The 20708-nt window shown below is 68.6% G+C and carries 19 protein-coding genes; 12 read left to right on the forward strand and 7 right to left on the reverse strand.

All coding sequences use genetic code 11. The annotated features are described in order from the left end of the window. Positions 1 to 7: 7 nt before the first annotated feature. The 7 genes from rimM to HXX10_RS04960 all read left to right on the forward strand — a co-directional run bounded on the left by rimM (position 8) and on the right by HXX10_RS04960 (position 4685). Positions 8 to 562, forward strand: coding sequence for a ribosome maturation factor RimM (gene rimM, locus HXX10_RS04930; protein ID WP_296520566.1), 555 nt, complete (start codon positions 8 to 10; stop codon positions 560 to 562). 10 nt (positions 563 to 572) lie between these two features. Beyond that, complete coding sequence (gene trmD, locus HXX10_RS04935) at positions 573 to 1313, forward strand: tRNA (guanosine(37)-N1)-methyltransferase TrmD (RefSeq protein WP_296520423.1); 741 nt, start codon at positions 573 to 575, stop codon at positions 1311 to 1313. A 96-nt stretch (positions 1314 to 1409) separates the two neighbouring features. After that, entirely contained in the window at positions 1410 to 1820 is a 411-nt protein-coding gene (gene rplS, locus HXX10_RS04940; protein WP_296520424.1) for a 50S ribosomal protein L19, read from the forward strand. 81 nt (positions 1821 to 1901) lie between these two features. Next, positions 1902 to 2252: a hypothetical protein gene (locus HXX10_RS04945; protein ID WP_296520425.1), complete on the forward strand. Its 351-nt coding sequence runs from the start codon at positions 1902 to 1904 to the stop codon at positions 2250 to 2252. A 259-nt stretch (positions 2253 to 2511) separates the two neighbouring features. Beyond that, positions 2512 to 2658 carry a hypothetical protein gene (locus HXX10_RS04950; protein WP_296520426.1) on the forward strand — a complete coding sequence of 49 codons (147 nt, stop codon included), beginning with the start codon at positions 2512 to 2514 and terminating at the stop codon, positions 2656 to 2658. A 102-nt stretch (positions 2659 to 2760) separates the two neighbouring features. Then, a complete protein-coding gene (gene leuC / locus HXX10_RS04955; protein WP_296520427.1) occupies positions 2761 to 4164 on the forward strand; it encodes a 3-isopropylmalate dehydratase large subunit in 1404 nt (467 codons plus the stop codon). A 215-nt stretch (positions 4165 to 4379) separates the two neighbouring features. After that, entirely contained in the window at positions 4380 to 4685 is a 306-nt protein-coding gene (locus HXX10_RS04960) for a hypothetical protein (protein WP_296520428.1), read from the forward strand. 15 nt (positions 4686 to 4700) lie between these two features. Here the strand turns inward: HXX10_RS04960 and HXX10_RS04965 are convergent, their stop codons facing one another. The 5 genes from HXX10_RS04965 to HXX10_RS04985 are packed head-to-tail and all read right to left on the reverse strand — an operon-like array spanning position 4701 to position 9175. Then, a complete protein-coding gene (locus HXX10_RS04965; RefSeq protein WP_296520429.1) occupies positions 4701 to 5480 on the reverse strand; it encodes a DNA-binding transcriptional regulator in 780 nt (259 codons plus the stop codon). 52 nt (positions 5481 to 5532) lie between these two features. Then, positions 5533 to 6543 (reverse strand): NAD(P)H-quinone oxidoreductase, encoded by a 1011-nt coding sequence (locus HXX10_RS04970; RefSeq protein ID WP_296520430.1) that lies wholly within the window; start codon positions 6541 to 6543, stop codon positions 5533 to 5535. A 6-nt stretch (positions 6544 to 6549) separates the two neighbouring features. Beyond that, complete coding sequence (locus tag HXX10_RS04975; protein WP_296520431.1) at positions 6550 to 7389, reverse strand: hypothetical protein; 840 nt, start codon at positions 7387 to 7389, stop codon at positions 6550 to 6552. Between the two features lie 44 nt (positions 7390 to 7433). Then, a complete protein-coding gene (locus HXX10_RS04980) occupies positions 7434 to 8225 on the reverse strand; it encodes an aldolase/citrate lyase family protein (protein WP_296520432.1) in 792 nt (263 codons plus the stop codon). A 14-nt stretch (positions 8226 to 8239) separates the two neighbouring features. After that, entirely contained in the window at positions 8240 to 9175 is a 936-nt protein-coding gene (locus HXX10_RS04985; protein ID WP_296520433.1) for a DUF6282 family protein, read from the reverse strand. Between the two features lie 233 nt (positions 9176 to 9408). Here HXX10_RS04985 and HXX10_RS04990 point away from each other — a divergent pair, with 233 nt between their 5' ends. Beyond that, positions 9409 to 10398 carry a tripartite tricarboxylate transporter substrate binding protein gene (locus HXX10_RS04990; RefSeq protein ID WP_296520434.1) on the forward strand — a complete coding sequence of 330 codons (990 nt, stop codon included), beginning with the start codon at positions 9409 to 9411 and terminating at the stop codon, positions 10396 to 10398. A 483-nt stretch (positions 10399 to 10881) separates the two neighbouring features. Here HXX10_RS04990 and HXX10_RS04995 read toward each other — a convergent pair whose 3' ends face one another. Then, on the reverse strand, positions 10882 to 11514 hold the full coding sequence (locus HXX10_RS04995; protein ID WP_296520435.1) for a fumarate hydratase C-terminal domain-containing protein: 633 nt from the start codon (positions 11512 to 11514) through the stop codon (positions 10882 to 10884). An 8-nt stretch (positions 11515 to 11522) separates the two neighbouring features. Next, a complete protein-coding gene (locus HXX10_RS05000; protein ID WP_296520436.1) occupies positions 11523 to 12392 on the reverse strand; it encodes a fumarate hydratase in 870 nt (289 codons plus the stop codon). Between the two features lie 781 nt (positions 12393 to 13173). On the opposite strand from HXX10_RS05000, the gene HXX10_RS05005 reads away from it, so the two are divergent. From HXX10_RS05005 to HXX10_RS05020, 4 genes are all read left to right on the forward strand, one after another. Then, complete coding sequence (locus tag HXX10_RS05005) at positions 13174 to 14541, forward strand: MFS transporter (protein ID WP_296520437.1); 1368 nt, start codon at positions 13174 to 13176, stop codon at positions 14539 to 14541. A 121-nt stretch (positions 14542 to 14662) separates the two neighbouring features. Then, positions 14663 to 15580 (forward strand): IclR family transcriptional regulator, encoded by a 918-nt coding sequence (locus tag HXX10_RS05010; protein ID WP_296520438.1) that lies wholly within the window; start codon positions 14663 to 14665, stop codon positions 15578 to 15580. A gap of 575 nt (positions 15581 to 16155) precedes the next feature. Then, positions 16156 to 17382, forward strand: coding sequence for an efflux RND transporter periplasmic adaptor subunit (locus HXX10_RS05015; protein WP_296520439.1), 1227 nt, complete (start codon positions 16156 to 16158; stop codon positions 17380 to 17382). Positions 17383 to 17417: 35 nt separating this feature from the next. Continuing rightward, positions 17418 to 20576 (forward strand): CusA/CzcA family heavy metal efflux RND transporter, encoded by a 3159-nt coding sequence (locus tag HXX10_RS05020; protein WP_296520440.1) that lies wholly within the window; start codon positions 17418 to 17420, stop codon positions 20574 to 20576. Positions 20577 to 20708: the final 132 nt, after the last annotated feature.

The raw sequence follows: 20708 nt of genomic DNA on the forward strand, positions 1-20708 counted from the left end.
GCGAGCCATCACGCCGCCCACCGACCAACGCGTCTGCGTCGCCCGCATCGGCGCGCCGCATGGCGTGCGCGGCGAGGTGCGGCTGTGGACGTTCACGGCCGATCCGGCCGCGGTCAAGCGTTATGGCCCTTTGTCGAGTGCCGACGGCCGCGTCTTCGAGATCGCGTCCTTGCGTCCCGCCAAGGACTGCTTCGTCGCCCGGCTGAAGGGCGTGGCCGACCGCGACGCGGCGGAAAAGCTCCGCAACCTCGAGCTTTACGTCGCCCGCGAAAAGCTGGGGCCGGCCGGCGAGGACGAGTTCTATCACGCCGACCTGATCGGGCTCGCGGCCGTCGACATGGCGGGCGGAGAGCTCGGCACCGTCGTCGCGGTGCAGAATTTCGGCGCCGGCGACATTCTGGAGATCGCACCAAAGCGCGGCGAGACGCTGCTGGTGCCGTTCACCAAGGCGGTGGTGCCGCAGGTCGATCTCGCCGCCGGCCGCCTGGTGGTCGATCCGCCGCCGGGGCTGCTGGATGCCGCGGGCGAGCCGCCTCCCGGTGAGTCCGGCGAAGCCGGCTGAGGGACACGCCATGTGGCGCGCCAGCGTGATCACCATCTTTCCGGAGACGTTTCCCGGGCCGCTCGGCGCCAGCCTGGCGGGCAAGGCGCGCCAGAACGGCATCTGGGACCTTCAGGCCGTCGATCTGCGCGACCACGCGACCGACCGTCACCGCAGCGTCGACGACACGCCGGCCGGCGGCGGCCCCGGCATGGTCTTGCGCGCCGACGTGCTGGCCAGGGCGATCGATGCGGTGGCGCCGGACGCGGACGACCGCCCGCGCCTCCTCACCAGCCCGCGCGGAAGGCCGCTGACCCAGGCCCGGGTGGCCGCGCTCGCCGCGGGGCCGGGCGTCGTCGTCGTCTGCGGCCGCTTCGAGGGGGTCGACGAGCGGGTCATCGCGGCGCGCAACCTGGAAGAGGTGTCGATCGGCGACTACGTCCTGTCGGGCGGAGAGCTGGCCGCCATGGTGCTGATCGACGCCTGCGTTCGGCTCTTGCCCGGCGTCATGGGCAAGGAGGCGTCCGGCGCCGAGGAGAGCTTTTCCGACGGGCTCTTGGAATACCCGCATTACACCAGGCCGCAGGTGTTCGAGGGGCAGGACATTCCGGCCGTGCTGGTCTCGGGCGACCACGGCCGGGTGGCCGCCTGGCGGCGCGCGGAGGCCGAGCGGCTCACCCGCGAGCGCCGGCCCGACCTCTGGGCCGCCTTTCTGGCGGCCGGGGGTGCCCATGTGTCGGGCGCCATGCCAAAAAAGACGACCGACGGATGACAAAGCCGTGGACATGGCGTATAGGCACGCCGAACCCGTAGCTTACCGACTGACAGACCGGCGCGCTTGCGCCAGACGCAGCGCTGGAGACCTCCCATGAACCTGATTCAAGAGCTCGAAAACGAGCAGATCGCGAAGCTGTCCGCCGGCAAGGACATCCCGGATTTCGGCCCGGGCGACACCGTGACGGTCAACGTCAAGGTGGTGGAAGGCGAACGCAGCCGCGTGCAGGCCTACGAAGGCGTCTGCATCGGCCGCTCCGGCGCCGGCCTCCACCAGAGCTTCACGGTCCGCAAGATTTCCTACGGCGAAGGCGTCGAGCGCGTCTTCCCGCTGTACTCGCCGCTGATCGACTCGATCAAGGTCGTGCGTCGCGGCAAGGTGCGGCGGGCGAAGCTGTATTATCTGCGCTCGCGGCGCGGCAAGTCGGCCCGTATCGGCGAGCGGCAGGACCGGCCCGGCGAGCGGCAGGCCGAGACCGCGGCCGCCGGGACAGCCGCCGAATAGGCCCGGATGGCATCGCCACGAACGCATAAGGCCGGCTCGTCCGGCCTTTTGCTTCCGAGCCTCCGCCGGCTCGCGGCGGTCGTGCGGCTCGTGGTCCTGCTTGCCGCCGGCACCAGTGCCGCCGTGGCCGAGCCGATCTGGCTCGAAGTGTCGCAGGCGATCTACGGCACCGACCAGCGCAGCGGCCAGGCCGTCGTCAACTTCATCCTCACCACGGCCGGCCGCGAGGTGTTCGCGCGCTTCACGGCCGAGAATGTCGGCCGCCGGATCGACATCCGGGTCGACGGCCGCACCATGCTGCGGCCGGTGGTGCGCGAGGCGGTGAACGGCGGGGTCGGCCAGATTCCCGTCGCCACCGTCGACGAGGGCCGGGTGCTGGCCCGCCGCCTCGGCGCCGAAGGCGCACGCCTCGAGGTCGAAGCGGCGGAGTGAGGCTGGCTGTCACCCTCCCCTGGAGGGGGAGGGTCGGGGTGCGCCGAAGGCGTACACCGGGGTGGGGTGAAGCCCCGCCCACCGGAGACGCTGTCACCCCCTCCCGCCGAGCTTTGCCCGGCGACCTCCCCCCTCCAGGGGGAGGTGAAGAAAAGCCGCTGGCTCGGTCTCTACCTCCGCCCCTGCCCCCGCCTTGCGCCGACCTGCCGCGCTCCCGACATTCGTTGTGGCGCCAGTTTGGATTTGCTACAGACCAGCCATGTCATCACGTCGCCACATGTCCGGGCGGACGAAGCGGGCCAGGCGGTCCGCGCCGGTTTCGCGCGTCGTGCTCGACGACCATGCCCGGCTGCCCGGGCGCTTCTTCGGCCGGCTGACGGCGGCGATCCTGGCCGGCCTTCGCTGAGGGCGCGCCGCCCGCGCCCGCCCGCCGCAGCGCGGCGTCCGACATTCCGATTTGTCGCCGCCGACCCGTCTTTCAACGCTTCACCTTCGCGAGACCAGCCCGATGAAACCCCGCACCCTGTATGACAAGATCTGGGACGACCACGTCGTCGACGAGCAGCCGGACGGCACCTGCCTGATCTATATCGACCGCCATCTCGTCCACGAGGTGACCAGCCCGCAGGCCTTCGAGGGCCTGCGCCTCACCGGCCGCAAGGTGCGGGCGCCCGAGAAGACGCTGTGCGTGGTCGACCACAACGTGCCGACGACCGACCGCTCGAAGCCCAACGAGGATCCCGAGAGCGCCGCCCAGATCGCCTATCTGGCCGAGAACGCCAAGCTGTTCGGCCTCGAATACTACGACGAGTTCGACAAGCGGCAGGGCGTCGTCCACGTCATCGGCCCGGAGCAGGGCTTCACGCTGCCCGGCACCACCATCGTGTGCGGCGACAGCCACACGGCGACGCACGGCGCCTTCGGGGCGCTCGCCTATGGCATCGGCACCTCGGAGGTCGAGCACGTGCTCGCCACCCAGACGCTGATCCAGGGCAAGTCGAAGAACATGCTGGTGCAGGTGAACAACACGCTGCCGCCCGGCGTCACCGCCAAGGACATCATCCTGGCCGTGATCGGCGAGATCGGCACCGCGGGCGGCACCGGCTACGCCATCGAGTATGCCGGCGAGGCGATCCGCGCCCTCTCGATGGAGGGGCGCATGACCATCTGCAACATGTCGATCGAGGGCGGCGCCCGCGCCGGCATGGTGGCGCCCGACGAGAAGACCTACGCCTATCTGAAGGACCGGCCGAAGGCGCCGAAGGGCGCCGCCTGGGAGCAGGCGGTGCGCTACTGGGAGACGCTGAAGTCCGACGAGGGCGCGCATTTCGACGCCGTGGTGACGCTCGACGCCGCCAACCTGCCGCCGCTGGTCACCTGGGGCACCAGCCCCGAGCAGGTGGTCGCCGTCACGGGCCGCGTGCCGGTGCCGGCCGAGATCGCCGACGAGAAGAAGCGGACCGCCGCCGAGGCGTCGCTGCGCTACATGGGCCTGCAGGGCGGCGAGAAGATCACCGACATCGCCGTCGACCGGGTGTTCATCGGCTCCTGCACCAATTCGCGGATCGAGGATCTGCGCGCCGCGGCGGCGCTGGTGAAGGGGCGCAGCGTCGCGTCCACGGTCAAGGCCATGGTGGTGCCGGGCTCGGGCCTGGTGAAGGAGCAGGCCGAGGCCGAGGGGCTGCACGAGATCTTCACGGCCGCCGGCTTCGAGTGGCGCGAGCCGGGCTGCTCGATGTGCCTCGCCATGAACCCCGACAAGCTCAGCCCCGGCGAGCGCTGCGCCTCGACCTCGAACCGCAACTTCGAGGGCCGCCAGGGCTACAAGGGCCGCACCCATCTGGTGTCGCCCATCATGGCGGCGGCCGCCGCCATCGCCGGCCACTTCGTCGACGTCCGCGACCAGCTCTGATCGCCGCGCGACTGGTTTTGCGGGCGCGCTGCTGGTCGGCGCGCCCGTTTTTTTTGACCAAAGCCCGGGCGCCCGGGTCGACGGCTTGCATTTTTTCGACGGGCTTGCTTAAAAAAGCGTTTCCACGAAGGCGTGCGCCGGTGCGGCATTGCACGGACTGGCGCAGGCCGATTTCCAAGAGAAGTATCGAGTACCAGCACACCGGGAGGCGCTGCATGGAAGGGCGTTACTTCGAGCACAAGAGGATTGCCGAAATGCTGCGTGGCGCACTGGCCGAAATGGCCGCGTTGTGCGCCGAGCAGTCTCCCACGACGGAGGCGGTCGACCATGTCGAGCGGTGGACGCTGCGCTGGATCGACCTCGTCGAAGCGATGATCCGGAACATGCCCGAGGGCGAGGATGCGACCGAGCTGCGCGAGGCGCTGGACCAACTGCGCGCGATGGCGCCGCAGATGCGCCGCCGCGCCGGCCAGGCGTCGTTCCCTATTGCGGCCGCGGGCTCGCTGTCGGCGAACGCCTGATCGGCGGCGCGCCGCTCAGCGGGTCTTCATCGCGGCGATGCTCTCCTCGATGCGGACCCGCGCCTCCTTCAGGGGCTGCACGATCTGCTCGATCAGCTTGGAGCGCGGCACCGCCGAGCGGAAATAGGTCAGCCCCACCGTCGCCAGCACCCGCCCGTCGGCCATGATCGGCATGGCGACGGTCGACGACGACATCGGCTCGGTCGACGGATCCCGCTCGGCGAAGCCGCGCGCCCGGACGGTGCGCACCAGGTTCCGCACCACGGCGTGCAGGTCCGGGGGGTGATCCTCCGGGTCCTGCGAGGTCTCCAGCATGCGCACCAGGAGATCGCGCTCGGCCCGCGGGCACCAGGCCAGATAGGCGCGGCCGAGCCCGCGCGACACCAGGCTCAGCCGCATGTTGATGGTGGCGTGGAACGGCGACACCGGGCTGTCCGGAATCGTGCTGAACCGCACCGCGACGGCGTCGCCGGCCAGCAGCGCCACCGACACGGGCCATTTCAGCCGGCGGGTGAGATCGATGGCCCAGGGCCGCGCCGCCTCGATCACCATCGGGGAGCCGTGGAAGCCGCTGGCGAGCGTCGTCACCTGCGACGTCACCTGATAGCCGCCGAGCCGCTTGTCGCTCGCCACATAGCCGTCGGCGATCAGGGTCTCCAGCAGCCGCACGATGGTCGGCTTGGGCAGCCCGGTGCGGGCGTGCAGGTCGGCGATGGTCGCCACCCGCTGCTTGTTCAGCTCGCGCAGCAGCACGAAGGCGCGCTGCACCGATTGCACCGGAGGAAACGAGGGCATGCGGGTCCGCCGTCCGACGTGTCGCACCATCGCGGCGCCGGCGCAGGATAGACTATCCGGGACCGGCGTCGACCAGCGTCCGATCGACCACCAGCACCACTTTGCCGATCTGCTCGCCGGCCTCCAGCATGGCGTGCGCCGCCGCGACCTCGGCGAGCGGCACGGTCGCGTGGATGCGGGTGCGGATGCGGCCCAGCGCGATCAGCGGCCACACCTCCTCGACCAACGCGCGGGCGATCCGACCTTTGTATTCGGGCGGGCGCGGCCGCAGGGTCGAGCCCGTGAGGGTCAGGCGGCGGCGCACGATGTCGCGCACGTTGACCTCGGCCATGGCGCCCTGATGGCTGGCGAGCAGCACGACGCGTCCGTCCGGAGCCAGCAGGCCGAGCTCGCGGTCCGTGTAGGGGCCGGCCTGGCCGTCGAGCACCACGTCGACCCCGCGTCCGCCGGTCAGCTCGCGTGTGCGAGACACCCAGTCCTCGGTCTTGTAGTCGATCGCCGCATCGGCGCCGTACTCCAGGCACACGCGGCATTTCTCGGCCGAGCCGGCCGTGGCGTACACCGCAGCGTCGCGCAAAGACTTGGCGATCTGGATCGCCGCCATGCCGACCCCGCTGGTGCCGCCCTGGACGAGCAGCGACTCTCCCTGCGCCAGCCGGCCCAGCATGATGACGTTGTTCCACGCCGTGAAGAACACCTCCGGGAGAGAGGCCGCCTCGACGAATCCGAGGTTTTTTGGAATCGGCATGCACTGCACGGCCGGCACGGCGCAGAGCTCGGCATAGCCGCCGCCGTTGGCGAGCGCGCAGACGGGCGTGCCGGGCGGCGGCCAGGTCACGTCGTCGGCGACACGTTCGACGACACCGGCGACATCGAGGCCGAGGATCGGCGACGCCTCGGGCGGCGGCGGATAGAGGCCCTTGCGCTGCTGCACGTCCGGGCGGTTGACGCCGGCGGCGGCGACCCGGACCAAAACCTCGCCGGCGCGCAGCACCGGCTCGGGCGCCTCGGCCAGCACCATCTGGTCCGGACCGCCGGCCTGCAAAACCTCGATCCGCTTCATCGCGGCTCAGCTCCCGGCCGGCATCGGATAATCGTCGGCGTTGATTACCATGCCGGGCCGCTTGGAGAAGTCGAGCCGCGGCGGCGCGAACACGTCGAGCAGCCACGACCGCGCCGGCCCGACATTGTTGCTGGTGTGGACGACCTTGGCCGGAATGACGGTGACGGACGGCGCGCCGATGCCGACATGCTCGTCCTCCCGCCAGGTGGTCTGATCCGGCGTCCACGGCCAGCGCAGATGGTGGACATAGTCGCCCTCCAGCACGACCGAGCACTGCTCGAAGTCGTCGTGCGAATGCGGGCTGAGCTTCTTGGGGTCGCGCGGCCCCTCGCGGCGAGTCATCACGTTGACCATCAGGTTGGTCGAGCGGAAAATCCGCATGTTGGTGTCGGGCTTGTCGCAGGCGAGCGGCTTGTAGCTGCGCAGGCGAAAGCCGTCGGGCGGCGTCGGCCACGGCACGATCGGCGCGACCTCGGGGGCGCCGTCGGCGTAAGTCGCGGCGTTGGAGGCGAGCGACGCCATGTCGGCGGCCTGGGTGGAGAACACCCGCACGATGCGGCCGTCGGTGGTTGCGGTGATGCGGCTTTCGCCGGGCGGCACGATGGTCAGGGTCTCGGCGTCGGCCGCGATGGTCTCGTGGCCGGCCCGGACGATGGCGGCGCCGCGGGCCAGAAACACCATGTACTCGTCGGGCTGGTCGCTGCGCGCCAGCTCGACGCCGGCCGTGACGTCGGAGACGGCGATCACCAGGTTGGCGCCACGGGTGATCCAGGTGCGGTGGCCGGGCCCCTCGAGATCGGGCGCCGACGTGGCGTGGTTGGCGTAGCTCGCGGGTCTCGGTTGCATGGGGCTTTGTCCGTTTTTTGTCTGAGGCGGGCGCATCGGTGTGATCAGGCGGCGCCCTTTCCGAGGGCGGCGATCTCGTCGAGCGCCTGTGCGGCGGCACGTCGGAGAAAGCCCTGGTCGGAGGAGACCACGAAGGCGGTGGCGCCGCGCTCCTTCAGCCAGGTCGCCTCGGCGAGTCCGCCGACAAACACGGCGACGGGCTTGCCGGCCCGGCGGGCCGCCGCTGCGATGCGGTCGACCGCGTCGCGCACCTCGGGGGCGTCGTTCTTGGCCGCGCCCATGGCGCAGGTGAGGTCGCCGCGGCCGATGAACAGCGCATCGATCCCGTCGACCGTCGCGATGGCGTCGATCTCGTCGAGCGCCTCCGGGTCCTCGATCTGGGCGATCACCGTGGTCGCGGCGTCGTTCGCGTCGATGGTCGCCCACATCTTGCCGGCGCCGTAGCCGGCCGAGCGGGGCGAGCCCGAATAGCCGCGCTTGCCGCCGCGATAGCGGCAGGCGGCGGCCGCGGCGCGGGCCTGCGCGGCACTCGCCACGTGCGGCACCAGCACGCCGGTGGCGCCGAGATCGAGCACCGACAGGAGCCGCGCCGGATCGGCGCTGGCGACCCGCACCAGGCCGGCCGTGCCGACGGCGCGGGCCGCGAACAGCGCCAGGTCCATCGCGGTGCGGTCGAACGGGGCGTGCTCCTCGTCGATCACGACGAAGTCGAAGCCGAGCGCGCCGATGATCTCGGTCGCGTGGATGGTCGGCGTCTTGAGGAAGGTGCCGACCAGATGCTCGCCCGAGGCGAGCCGTTGCCGGAAGCTTTTTTGCGGAACGGCGGTGTTGGACATGATGGGCGGTCCGCTCAGGCTGTCTTCGCGGCGGGGGCGTTGTCGCCGAGGCCGGCGAGCCGGGTGGCATTGGTCGAGACCATGCGGCGGACCTCGTCGGGCGTGTAGCCGAGCGACAGGCAGAGCTTGATGATCTGCCGGAAGCCCTCGACCGGCGAGGGGCAGTTGGTCTGGCCGAGATCCGAGCCGAAGAAGGTGTTGTCGACGCCGGCCGTGTCGATCCACTCCTTCAGTTGCTCGGGCGTGTACACCTTGAAGCGGCAGTCGATATAGAGGCAGGCCGAGTGCTCGATCATGACGCCGAGATCGAGCAGGCGCTTGATGTCCTTCGGTGCCGCGCCGACCGTGTAGGGCGGGTGATTGACCAGGAGCCGCTTGCAGCCGCGGCGCTTCGCCTCCTCGAACAGCACCCACGCCTCGCTGATGTGGAGATGGCCGCAGGACAGCACCGCGTCGTGCTGCGCGACGAGATCCAGGATGGGCTTCACCTCGTCCTTCAGCTCGCCGTGCTCGTCGACGGCCGAGAGCGCCGTCGGCCGCCGCATCTCGGACTTCGCCACCAGAAGCTTCTTGTTGTGGCCCTCGCGGATGTGGTTCGCGGCCGAGACGGTCGGCATCCACACGATCTTGGTGCCGAGCTTGAGGGCGTGCTCCACCGCGTAGGCGTTGAAGCCGCCGAGCGCGTTGTTGAGCACGATGCCGCCGAGCGGCTCGGCGCCGCCCTTGCTGCGGGCGCGCAGCATCTCGGCGATCGGTGCCGTCGGATAATAGTGGTCCTTGAACAGCACGGCCCGCATGCCGGCGCTCGACGCCTGCTCCAGGGCGTCGATATGATCGACCAGACGCGCCATCACGGACGGGCCGCTGTGGACATGGAGGTCGACGGCGCCTTTCAGCAGATCGTCGACCAGCGTCTCGGAGACCGGGGCTTTGGAGGGGGCGGCGGACATCGAAGTTCCTTTCTGACGGCGCGATCAGCGTGTGCGCTGCAGCACATGGCGTGAGAAGGAGACTACGAGAAACGCCGCATCTATCGCGCACCAATCGCGGTCATTTCGCATCGTGAAACGCATGGAGAAACCGATCGCAGCGCCCGCGTTCTCGGCTAGCTTCGCCTCGATCGACGCCGGCCCCCCGCCCCCCCCCGCGGGCCGCGGCGTAAACCGTCCGGGAGAACCGCACCATGCCGAACCGAGTGTCACGCCGTCTCGCGCTCGCGGCGGTCGTCTGTGCCCTCACGGCGCCCATGCTCGTGCCGACGCCCGTCGCAGCCCAAGGCTGGCCCACCCGGCCCGTCACGCTGGTGGTGCCGTTCCCGGCCGGCGGCAACACCGACATCCTGGCGCGCGCCGTGGCGGCGGCGCTGAGCGACGGCCTCGGCAAGCAGTTCATCGTCGACAACCGAGCCGGCGCGGGCGGCAATATCGGCGGCCTCGCGGTCGCCAAGGCGCAGCCGGACGGCTACACGCTGCTGTTCTCGACGCCCGGTCCGGTGGCACAGAACCGGCTGATGTACAAGTCGATGCCGTACGATCCCGATCGCGACCTGCTGCCGATCGTGCTGATCGCCAACTCGCCGCTGATCGTCACGGCGAAGAAGGATGCCCCCTTCCAGACGCTGGCCGAGCTGATCGGGGCCGCCAAGGCGGCCCCCGGCAAGATCAATGCCGGGATCCCGGGGCAGGGCACGCTCGGCCACATCACGTCGGAGCTTCTGCAGGCGAGCGCCAAGGTGCAGTTCACCAACGTGCCCTATCGCGGCACCTCGCCGATCGTCACGGATCTGCTCGGTGGCCAGATCGATGTCGCCATGGACTTCATGTCGAGCTACGTGCCGCTGGTGACCGGGGGCACCATCAAGGCGCTCGCCATCACGGGCGCGAAGCGCAGCGCTTTGCTGCCCGATGTGCCGACCGTGATCGAGACCGGCGTCGCCAATTTCGAGGCCTCCGCCTGGTACTCTCTGCTGGCCCCGGCCGGCACGCCTGCCGAGGTGGTGCAGAAGGTCAACAGCGTGGTCAACGCCTGGCTGAAGACCGACAAGGCCAAGGAGGTGCTCGCCTCCATGTCGATGGAGCCGAACGGCGGCACGCCCGACGAGCTCAAGGCCTATATCGCCTCCGAGGTCGCCAAGTGGGGCCCGGTCATCAAGGGCGCCAACATCCAGTTCTGACCTCGGCGTTCCCCTCTGCCGAGAACCGTCGCGGCCGCGCGCGGGTTTCGAGCCCGTTCCCGCCCGGGGCCACGACGAGACGAGCACGCCGGCCGCATGTCGCGGGCCGGCGTGCTCGTGATGTCTCGACGTTCGCTTCGGCGTCGAGGACGCGGGGGTCGTCGTCCGCGCAGGCGGACGATCCAGTATCCCCGGTCTCGGCCGACTATCGAGAGGCTATTCCGGGGTCCTGCTTTCGCGCTATGGGATGCACAGAGAACTCGTTATTTTGCGAAGATGCGGTGGTCCGGCAAAGCGCACGCCTGAGCCGACGTCGTCATCGCCGGGCTTGACCCGGCGATCCATCATTCTGCGAAAAAAGCGTTTTTGCGAAACTCGAGGGATGCGCGGGTCAAGCCCGCGCATGACGGCTCTCATGCGAAAGGCGCGATGTGTGCATCCCGTAGCGCTTGCGCGGGACGACGCGACAAGCCTGCTCCCGCTTCACCCCACGCTGCGCCCGGCCTTCAGCCGCGCCAGGATGTCGGGCCGCTTCGCCTCGGCGGTGCGCAAAAGATCGTCGTAGAGGCTGCGGCCGTGGGCATCGATCCCGACCGTCAGCGGGCCGAAGCCGGACAGGCGTATGCGGGTGAGCCGGAACTGCATGATCAGGTCGTCCCAGGCCGTCTCGACGATTTCGGCGACGCCGTCGGAGAGCAGCGGCGAGGCGCCGCCGATCATCGAGAAATAGACGCAGCCGACCTCCTGCATGGCGCGGGCGCATTCCATGTCGAGGCCGCCTTTGCCGGCGGTCGCGCACAGGCCGAATTTTCGGATGACGGTCGGCAGAAACGGATTGAAGCGCGTCGAGGTGGTCGGGTTGGCGTAGAGCGGCTCGGCGCCGCCGGCCGTCTCGCGGCTGCAGATCGACAGATGGAAGAACGCCGCCCCGCCGAGATCGAACGGCAGCGGCTTGCCCGCCTCGATATGCGCCATGATGCGCTGATGGGTCGGCATGCCGATGGTGACGATCGCCTCGCCGTCGAGCCGGACGACATCGCCGAGCGCGAGGTTTCTGGCGTCGCTGCGCGACAGCGGCAGCGCCAGGCGGGGCAGGTCCATTTCGGCGTCTGTCATGGCGGTGCTCATTCGCAGCGGACGATCTCGCCCGAATTGTACAGGCGGGCGCGGGTGCGGCGGTTGATCCAGCAGTTGAAGCAGACGGCGACCGGCGTGTAGCCGTGGCCGCTCGCATAGTCGATGTGGACGCCGAGCGCCGTGGTGTCGCCGCCCGTTCCCATCGGCCCGAAGCCGGTCTGGTTGACGGCGTCGAGCAGCCGGCGCTCCATGTCGGCCAGGATCGGCTCGGGGTTCGTTTGGCCGAACGGTCGCAGCGTCGCCTTGGAGGCGAGCTTCGCGGCGACATCGAAGGTGCCGCCGATGCCGACGCCGACCACGATGGGCGGGCAGGCCTGCGAGCCGGCCTTGATGACGCAGTCGAGGATGTGAGCCTCGATGGTGTCGAGGCTCGGCGACACGAACGTCTCGATCGTCGCCCAGCGCCCGGTGCCGAGCGCCTTCGGCGAGCAGACGACCTCGACATAGTCGGCGCCGCTCACCATGTCCCAGGTGACCAGCGGCATGTCCTTGCCGCGAAAGCTGCGCGCGTTGGTCAGCGGATTGGTGACGAATTTCAAGAGCGGCGGATCGGCGGTCTCGCACAGATGGGCGAAGCCGTCGACGATCGCCTGCTTGATGTCACCCTCGATCCGCGCCGCGGTGCCGATCCGAACGTCGTAGCTCGGCACGCCGGCGTCGGTGCAGAGATATTTGTTGCTGCGCTGCGCCGTCTCGGCGGCGGCCAGCATGAAGCGCAGCACCTTTCTGGCGGACTCGACCGTCTCGGTCGCGCCGGCGGCCCGCAGCGCCGCGACGGCGTCGTCCGGCACGGTGCGCAGCGACCAGGCATACAGGTCGGCCGTGACGGTCTTCATCGCATCGTAGGTGATGGCCACGCGGCGTCGTCCTTCGCTGTCGGGTCGGTGACCGGTGTGTCGGCCGCCGTCGTGCCGGAACCCGCATGGTAGTGCGGAGTCGGTCCCAGCGGGCCGGTTTGATGGCGCGTTTCGAGATGCGAAATTGCGGCGAAGCCCGTCGGCCCCGGGCGCCGTCGCCGGCGGCCGCGACGCCGCGGCGCAGAGTTGTGCCCAAAGTTTTATGTCTCAAAATACGATAAAAAATATTGCAATTCGACATACGTGAGAATGCTGACCGGGTCCAGCCGACCGCGGTCGACCGGGTGCCGACAATCGGTCGCGTCCAGGTCTCCGCAGGTCCCGAAATCAACGTGGAACAGAGAGTTTAGCACAGCTTGATGCGACGAAGTCGCGCCGTGCCCCGTGGGACTGCTCACTGTCGGAACGGATGCAGGCCAGGCTTCAGGTGAACGAGAGCGCGCCACGGCGGCTTGACTGAATCCGAAAAGCAGACCTAGATGTCTCACATAACAAAAAAACGTCTCGTATCGCGATACAAATACCCGTGTCGTCGTGCTTCCGGGAGTGTCCCATGCGACTGTGCGCCTGACCGTCTTGATGCGCGCTTTCGAACGCCTCCTCGCGCCGCCCCCGTCGGCGCAGCCCGGACAGCGTCGGCAAGGATCGTCGCCGTGATGCTGCGCCTGTCGTCTTCGCGCCTGTGCCTGCGAGGCACTCCGCGAGGACGGTCGCAAGGCATTTCGGCCCCGTACCGTCGACCCGCATCATCTGAACCGTGGACGAACTGGGGGAAGTCCGAATGATCTACCTGCCACGATCGAATTTTCCGGCCGAGCACGAGGCCGAGTGGCGCGTCTACAACAAGATCGCCGCCCGCCTTCTGCCGTTTCTGCTCGTGCTCTACGTGATCTCCTTCCTCGATCGCGTGAATGTCGGCTTCGCCAAGCTGCAGATGTCGGTCGACATCGGCCTCAGCGACGCGGCCTTCGGTTTCGGGGCCGGCGTTTTCTTCCTGGGATATTGCGTCTGCGAGATCCCGAGCAACCTCGCCCTCCAGCGCTTCGGCGCCAAGATCTGGATCGCCCGGATCATGATCGTCTGGGGCCTGATCTCGGCCGGGCTGATGTTCGTCACCAACGAGACGCAGTTCTATGTCCTGCGCTTCCTGCTCGGCATCTCGGAGGCCGGATTCTATCCCGGCATCATCCTGTATCTGACTTATTGGTTCCCGAGCCGGCTGCGCTCGCAGATCTGCGCGATCTTCTTTCTCGGCATCGCCTTCTCGGGCGTCATCGGCGGGCCGCTGTCGGGCTGGATCATGCACACCTTCAGCGGCGCCTACGGGCTGCACGGCTGGCAGTGGCTGTTCCTGCTGGAAGGCCTGCCGGCGACGCTGGGCGGCATCGTCGCCTTCTTCTATCTCGACGACGGGCCCGCCAAGGCGAAATGGCTCACCGACGGCGAGCGACACATGGTCGTCGATGCGCTGATCGCCGAGGAGGCCAAGAAGAAGGCCGCCGGCTATGGCCATCGCTTCCTCGACGCGATCAAGGACATCAATGTCTGGCTGCTGGCGATCACCAACTTCTCGCTGCTGGGCGGCACCTACGGGCTGTCGTTCTGGCTGCCGCAGATCGTCAAGGATCTCGGCGTCAACAACCTGCTGTTCAACGGCCTGCTCACCGCCATTCCGTTCACCTGCGGCAGCATCGCCATGATCGTGGTGGGCAAGAGCTCCGATCGCCACGACGAGCGCAAGTGGCACACCACGATCTGCGCCTTCGTGGGCGCCGCCGGACTCGTGCTCAGCGGCGTCTTCGGTCACAATCCCTATGTGTCGCTGTTCGGCCTGTCGGTCGCGGTCTCCGGTGCGCTCGCCGGTCTCGCGGTGATGTGGGCCCTGCCGGCCACCATCCTGACCGGCGCGGCCGCCGCGGCGGGCATCGCCCTGATGGCGACGATCGGCAATCTCGGCGGCTACACCATGCCGTTCATCCTCGGCTGGGCCAGGCAGTTGACCCAGCAGGTCGAGTTCGGCCTCTACGCCATGGCGATGATGATGGTGATCGGCGGCCTCGTGATGCTGGTCATCCCGAAGCTGCGGCGGCCGGTGGCCGTGTCGGCCCCCGTGCCGGCCGAGCCGAGCCCGGTAGCTTCGACGCTTTGATTGTCATAGACTTCTCTGGACATTGAGACCGCATCGCGGTGGGGGCACGCCTTCGGGCGTGCCTCTCGTCGCAATGGGACGGCGTCGATCCGAGCACGCCCCCCGCCACGTCGAGAGTGCGATGACGAACGAGACCGCGCCGCCGAGCCAAACCGGGATCGTCACCGGACAGAGGCGCGAGCGCGCGACAGCCACGGACAACGACGACGTCGCGGTCCAGTCGGTCGGGACATCGTTTCGGATTCTGGACGAGCTCGCGGCCGCCGGCCGGCCGCTGCGCCTCACCGAGATCGCCAATGCGCTGCACGAGACCAAGGCGAAGGTCCACCGCCACCTGACGACGCTGCGCCAGATCGGCGCCGTCGAGCAGGACGGCGGCACCGAGCGCTATCGTCTGGGCTGGAAGCTTGTTCAGCTCGGCGAGTCGGTGGCCGAGCAGTTCAACCTGCGCGAGATCGCAGCGCCCTATCTCACCGCCATTCGCGACGAGACCCGGGAAACCGCCCTGCTCGCCGTGCCGGTCGGCTGGGAGACGCAGGTGATCAGCGTCGCCGACAACATCTACGCCCGGGTCTTCATCTCCATCAAACCCGGCAATCGGCCGCTGCCCCATGCTGCGGCGCAGGGGCGGGTCGTGCTCGCCTTCTCGTCGCCCGATGTGGTCGAGCGCGCGCTCGTGCGCGATCTGTTCCGGCTCACCCCGCACACGATCGTCGACAGGGCGGTGCTGCGCGAACGTTTCGCGGCGATCCGCGAGCGGCTGTGGGACACCGCCGACTGCGAGATCATCGAGGGCGTCAACACGCTCGCGGTGCCCATTCTGCGCGACGGCAACGAGCTCGCCGGGGTGTTCTCGATCGTCGGCCTCAGCAGCAAGATTCCCGGAGTGCCCGACCCGCACCAGCTCGAGGTGCTGCACCGCCATGCCCGACTCCTCTCGGAATCGCTCAACGGCATGGCCTACCGCAAGCTGCTGCCTGGGGCCGACAACGAGCCGCAGCGCCGCCGGGGACGACCGCGCGAGTCCGGCCAGCCATAAAGACGCCGCGCCCCGCCGTGGCGGTCGTCATCGCGTCATACGTGATGGGCACCCTGTCTGGGTCTCCTGCCGGGCTGGTCTTCGCGCTCCCGGTCCGGAGGATTTTTCACGCGAAGCCGCGGGGCGCCGCCGGGTCCGATGCGACGTTTGGTCATCCGAAATTGTCGGTCGCTCACCGGCGCGGTTCGTCCCGGATGCGGCGTTGCACTGCAGCAGGCCGCCCGTGCGGCCCGCATGGTCGGCCAGCCTCTACGTCAACCCTACGGTAAGATAAGGGGTTTCTCGCTCGGCACGGGGGGCTCGAGTAAGGTTGATGTAAGTCGCGTGCGCTAAGATGTAACTGTCTGGTTCCTCGACGAGGACCGGCAGCATAGGGGGCTGCGTCATTCGGCGGCCGTTCTTCCCGCCTGTCGGATCGAACGTTCACTCGCCGTTCAGGCGATACCGGCGACATGGGAGCCGCAACGGTCTTGGGCGGCCGCTGCATGGCGTCGGGGTTCGTAAAAGAAACAAGAAGGCCGGAAGGCATGCACGGGAGGACGGTCGTGGGTGGGGCGAAATCCGGAGTGCGGTCCATGACTCGAGCGCTGGGCTGGCGGGCTCAGGCCGCTGTGGTCGTTTTGATCGTCGGCGTCGGCGCCGGCGGCGCGACGACGTGGCTGACGCATGGAAACGGCAAGCGGTCGGCCGCGGAGCTGACGGCCGAGACCAAGCACTCGAGCCGCTACTACAAGCCGAAGGACAGCGAGTGGACGACCCTGTCGGTGCGTCCGGTGGTCGAGCACGCCTTCAGCCCCGAATTCGTCACCGAGGGCAAGATCCAGGTCAACGAGGATCGCGCCACCCCGATCTTCTCGCCCTATGCCGGCCGGGTCACCAAGCTGTTCGCCAAGGCGGGTGACTCCATCGAGACGGGCCAGCCGCTGTTCATCGTCGAAGCGACCGACATGGTGCAGTCCCAGAACGACTTCATCGGCGCCGCCACGGCGATGAACAAGGCGCGTTCCGCCCTCGACCTCGCCATGATCAACGACAAGCGCGCCCGCGAGCTCTACGACGCCAAGGCGACGCCGTTGAAGGACGTGCAGCAGGCGCAGGCCGCCCTCATTGCGGCGCAAAACGACATGCGCTCGGCCCAGACGGCGCTCGAGGCGGCGCGCAACCGCCTGCGCATCCTCGGGCGCAGCGAGGACGACATCACCCAGTTCCAGACGACCGGGCGGATCAATCCCGACACCTCCGTCTACGCGCCGATCGGCGGCACCGTGGTGCAACGCAAGATCGGCCCCGGCCAGTACGTTGCCGTCGGCTCCAGCGATCCGGTCTTCGTCGTCGGCGACCTGTCGACGGTCTGGCTCACCGCCTATGTCCGCGAGACCGATATCGGCAAGGTGAGGGTCGGCCAGACCGTCAGCTTCACGGTGCTGGCCTATCCGGACCGGACCTTCCACGCCACCGTCGACTATGTCGCGGCCTCGGTCGATGCGACCAGCCGGCGCCTGACGGTGCGGGCCACGGTGGACAATGCCGAGGCGCTGCTGAAGCCCGAGATGTTCGCCAACGTGTCGTTGCGCACCCAGCAGGACATCGTCGCGGCCGCGGTTCCGCGCGAGGCGCTGGTTTACGAAGGCAGCAATGTGCGGGCCTGGATCGCGCGCGAGGACCGCACGGTGGAGCTCCGCGACGTCACCACCGGCATGACGGACGGTCGTATGGTGGAGGTCCTGGCGGGACTGAATCCGGGCGAGCGAATCGTGGTGCGCGGCAGCCTGTTCATCGACCGCATCGCCAGCGGCAACTGAGCGCGGCGCGCCCGCCCCCTCCGACCGACCCCCTCATGAACCAGTTGATCGCCATCACGCTCCGCCATCGCGTCCTGATGGTCGGGTTCTTCGTGTTGACCCTGGTGGGCGGCGTGCTCGCCTTTCAGCAGCTCAATATCGAGGCCTATCCGGACCCGACTCCGCCGATGGTGACGGTGATCACCCAGAGCCCGGGGCTCTCGTCCGAGGAGATCGAGCGCTACATCACCATCCCGATCGAGGCGCAGGTCGCCGGGATCAAGAATCTCCGCAACATCCGCACGGTCTCGCTCTACGGCCTCTCGACGGTCAGCCTGCAGTTCACCTTCGACTACACCTACGAGGAGGCGTTGCAGCAGGTGCTCAATCGGCTGGGGTCGATGTCGGCCCTGCCAGGCGGTGCACAGCCGCAGATCTCCCCGATCAGCCCGATCGGCGAGATTTACCGCTACAAGCTCGCGGGGCCGCCCGGCTACAGCGTGCTCGACCTCAAGACTCTGCAGGACTGGGTGCTGGTCCGCCGATTCCGCATGGTGCCGGGCGTGATCGACGTCACCGGCTGGGGCGGCAAGACCAAGACGTTCGAGCTGCAGGTCGACCTCGCCAAGCTCCTGTCCTACGGCCTCACCCTGCCGCAGCTCACCCAGGCGCTCACCAACAGCAACATCAATGTCGGCGGCAACACGGTCAATCTCGGGACCCAGGCCGCGGTGGTGCGCGGCGTCGGCCTGATCCGCTCGATCGACGACGTCGCCAACACCATGATCGCGCAGAGCGGCGGCAACCCCGTGCTGATCCGTGACGTCGCCACCGTCACGGTCGGCAACCAGCCGCGACTCGGCATCGCCGGCAAGGACGGCGACGACGACATCGTCCAGGGCATCGTGCTGATGCGCCGCGGCGAGCAGAGCATGCCGACCATCCGGCGGGTCGAGCACGAGGTCGAGCAGATCAATGCCTCCGGCCTGCTGCCGCCCGGCGTGCGGATCGAGCGGATCTACGATCGCAAGGATCTCATCGACGTCACCACCAACACCGTGCTGCACAACATGGTGGTCGGGATCGGCCTGATCTTCGTGCTGCAGTGGATCTTCCTCGGTAATCTCCGCAGCGCCCTGATCGTCGGCGCGACGATTCCGTTCGCGCTGTTCTTCGCGGTCGGGATCCTGGTCGTCCGCGGCGAGTCGGCGAATCTTCTGTCGGTCGGCGCCATCGATTTCGGGCTGATCGTCGACGCCACCGTCATCATGGTCGAGGCGATCTATCGCCGGCTCGCCATTCCGCTGGAGCAGCGCCAGCAGGCGGCGACCGGTCCCGGACGCCTGACCGGCAAGCTCTACGAGATCTATGTGGCCGGCACCGGCATCGGCCGCTCGATCTTCTTCTCGGCCGGCATCATCATCGCCGCCTTCATCCCGCTGTTCACGCTGAGCGGCGTCGAGGGCCACATCTTCGGCCCGATGGCGAAGACCTACGCCTACGCGCTGGCGGGCGGCCTGATCGCCACCTTCACGGTGGCGCCCGCGCTCAGCGCCCTCCTGCTGCCCGAGCACGTCAGCGAGACCGAAACCTTCGTGATGCGGTTCATGCACCGGCTCTACATGCCGGTGCTGCGCTTCGGCCTGGCGAATCGGGCGATCGTGCTCGCCTTCGCCGGCACGCTGCTGCTGCTCGCCGTGGTGGCCGTGCGGATGCTCGGGCTCGAGTTCCTGCCCAAGCTCGAGGAAGGCAATCTGTGGATCCGCGCCACGCTGCCGTCGACGATCGCGCTCGAGGAGGGCAACGGCTACGTCAATCGCATGCGCACGCTGATCCGCGGCTTCCCCGAGGTCGAGTCGGTGGTGTCGCAGCAGGGCCGGCCGGACGACGGCACCGACCCGGCCGGTTTCTTCAACGTCGAGTTCTTCGCCCCGCTCAAGCCGGTCGGGCAGTGGCGCAAGGGGCTCGACAAGGACGACCTCACGGGCGAGATCCTCACCAAGCTGAACGCCGAGTTCCCCGGCATCGCCTTCAACTTCTCGCAGTACCTGCAGGACAACGTCGCCGAGGCGGTGTCGGGCGTCAAAGGCGAGAACTCGATCAAGCTGTACGGCAACGACCTGCGCTCGCTCACCGACACGGCGAACAACATCCGCAACGTGCTCGATACCGTGCAGGGAATCGAGGACCTCGCCGTCTTCATCTCGCTCGGCCAGCCGACCATCCAGATCGACGTCGACCGCGCCCGGGCGGCGCGCTACGGCCTGACGCCGGGCGACATCAACGCCACCATCAAGGCGGCGATCGGCGGTGAGGCGGCCGGCAATCTCTACGAGCCGTCGAGCGACCGCTATTTCCCGATCGTCGTGCGCCTCGCGCCGCAATACCGGCAGACGCCCGAGGCGATCCAGAATCTCCGCATCGGCGTGCAGGGACCGAACGGCGTGAGCCAGATCCCGCTCTCCGACGTCGCCACCGTGAAGCTGATCTCCGGCGCCGCCTACATCTACCGCGAGAACCAGCAACGCTATCTGCCGATCAAGTTCAGCGTGCGCGAGCGGGACCTCGGCGGTGCCATCACCGAGGCGCAGGCGAAGATCGCCGCCAACGTCAAGCTGCCGCCCGGCTCGCGCCTCGAATGGGTCGGCGAGTTCGGCAACCTGCAGGACGCGATCGCCCGGCTGCAGGTCGTCGTGCCGATCGCGCTCGGCCTGATCGCCGTGCTGCTGTTCCTCAATTTCGGCTCCGGCATCGACACGCTGCTCGCCATGAGCGTCATCCCGCTCGCCGTGATCGGCGGCGTGCTGGCGCTGGTCGTCACCGGGATTCCGTTCAGCGTGTCGGCCGCGATCGGCTTCGTCGCGCTGTTCGGGATCGCCGTGATGGACGGCATCATCATCCTGTCGCAATACAATCGGCTGATCGACGCGGGCTTCAGCCGACGCGCTGCCGTTCTGCGCACCGGCGAGCTGCAGATGCGGCCCGTGCTGATGACCTGCATCATCGCCGGCGTCGGCCTGCTGCCGGCGGCGGTGTCGACCGGCATCGGCTCGCAGGTGCAGAAGCCGCTCGCCGTCGTGGTGGTCGGCGGCATGGCGCTGGCGCCGGTGCTGATCCTGCTGACCCTGCCGGTGCTGATCTCGCTGCTCTCGCGCCGCAAGCGCGTCGTCGCCCCCCGCGAGCAGCCCGAGCCGGTGCGCGAGCCGGCCGAGTAGCGCGGCGCCCGGGACTGCCGGTCGAGCCCGTCGAGACGCCGATCGTCCCACCCCCGATCTCGCGCGGCGTCGTTCGACAGGGCGCGCGCCCGCATGCGATGATCGGATTCGAGCGGGCGCGGCGGTCGCGGT

Source organism: Rhodoplanes sp. (assembly GCF_013377085.1).
Classification (GTDB): domain Bacteria; phylum Pseudomonadota; class Alphaproteobacteria; order Rhizobiales; family Xanthobacteraceae; genus Rhodoplanes.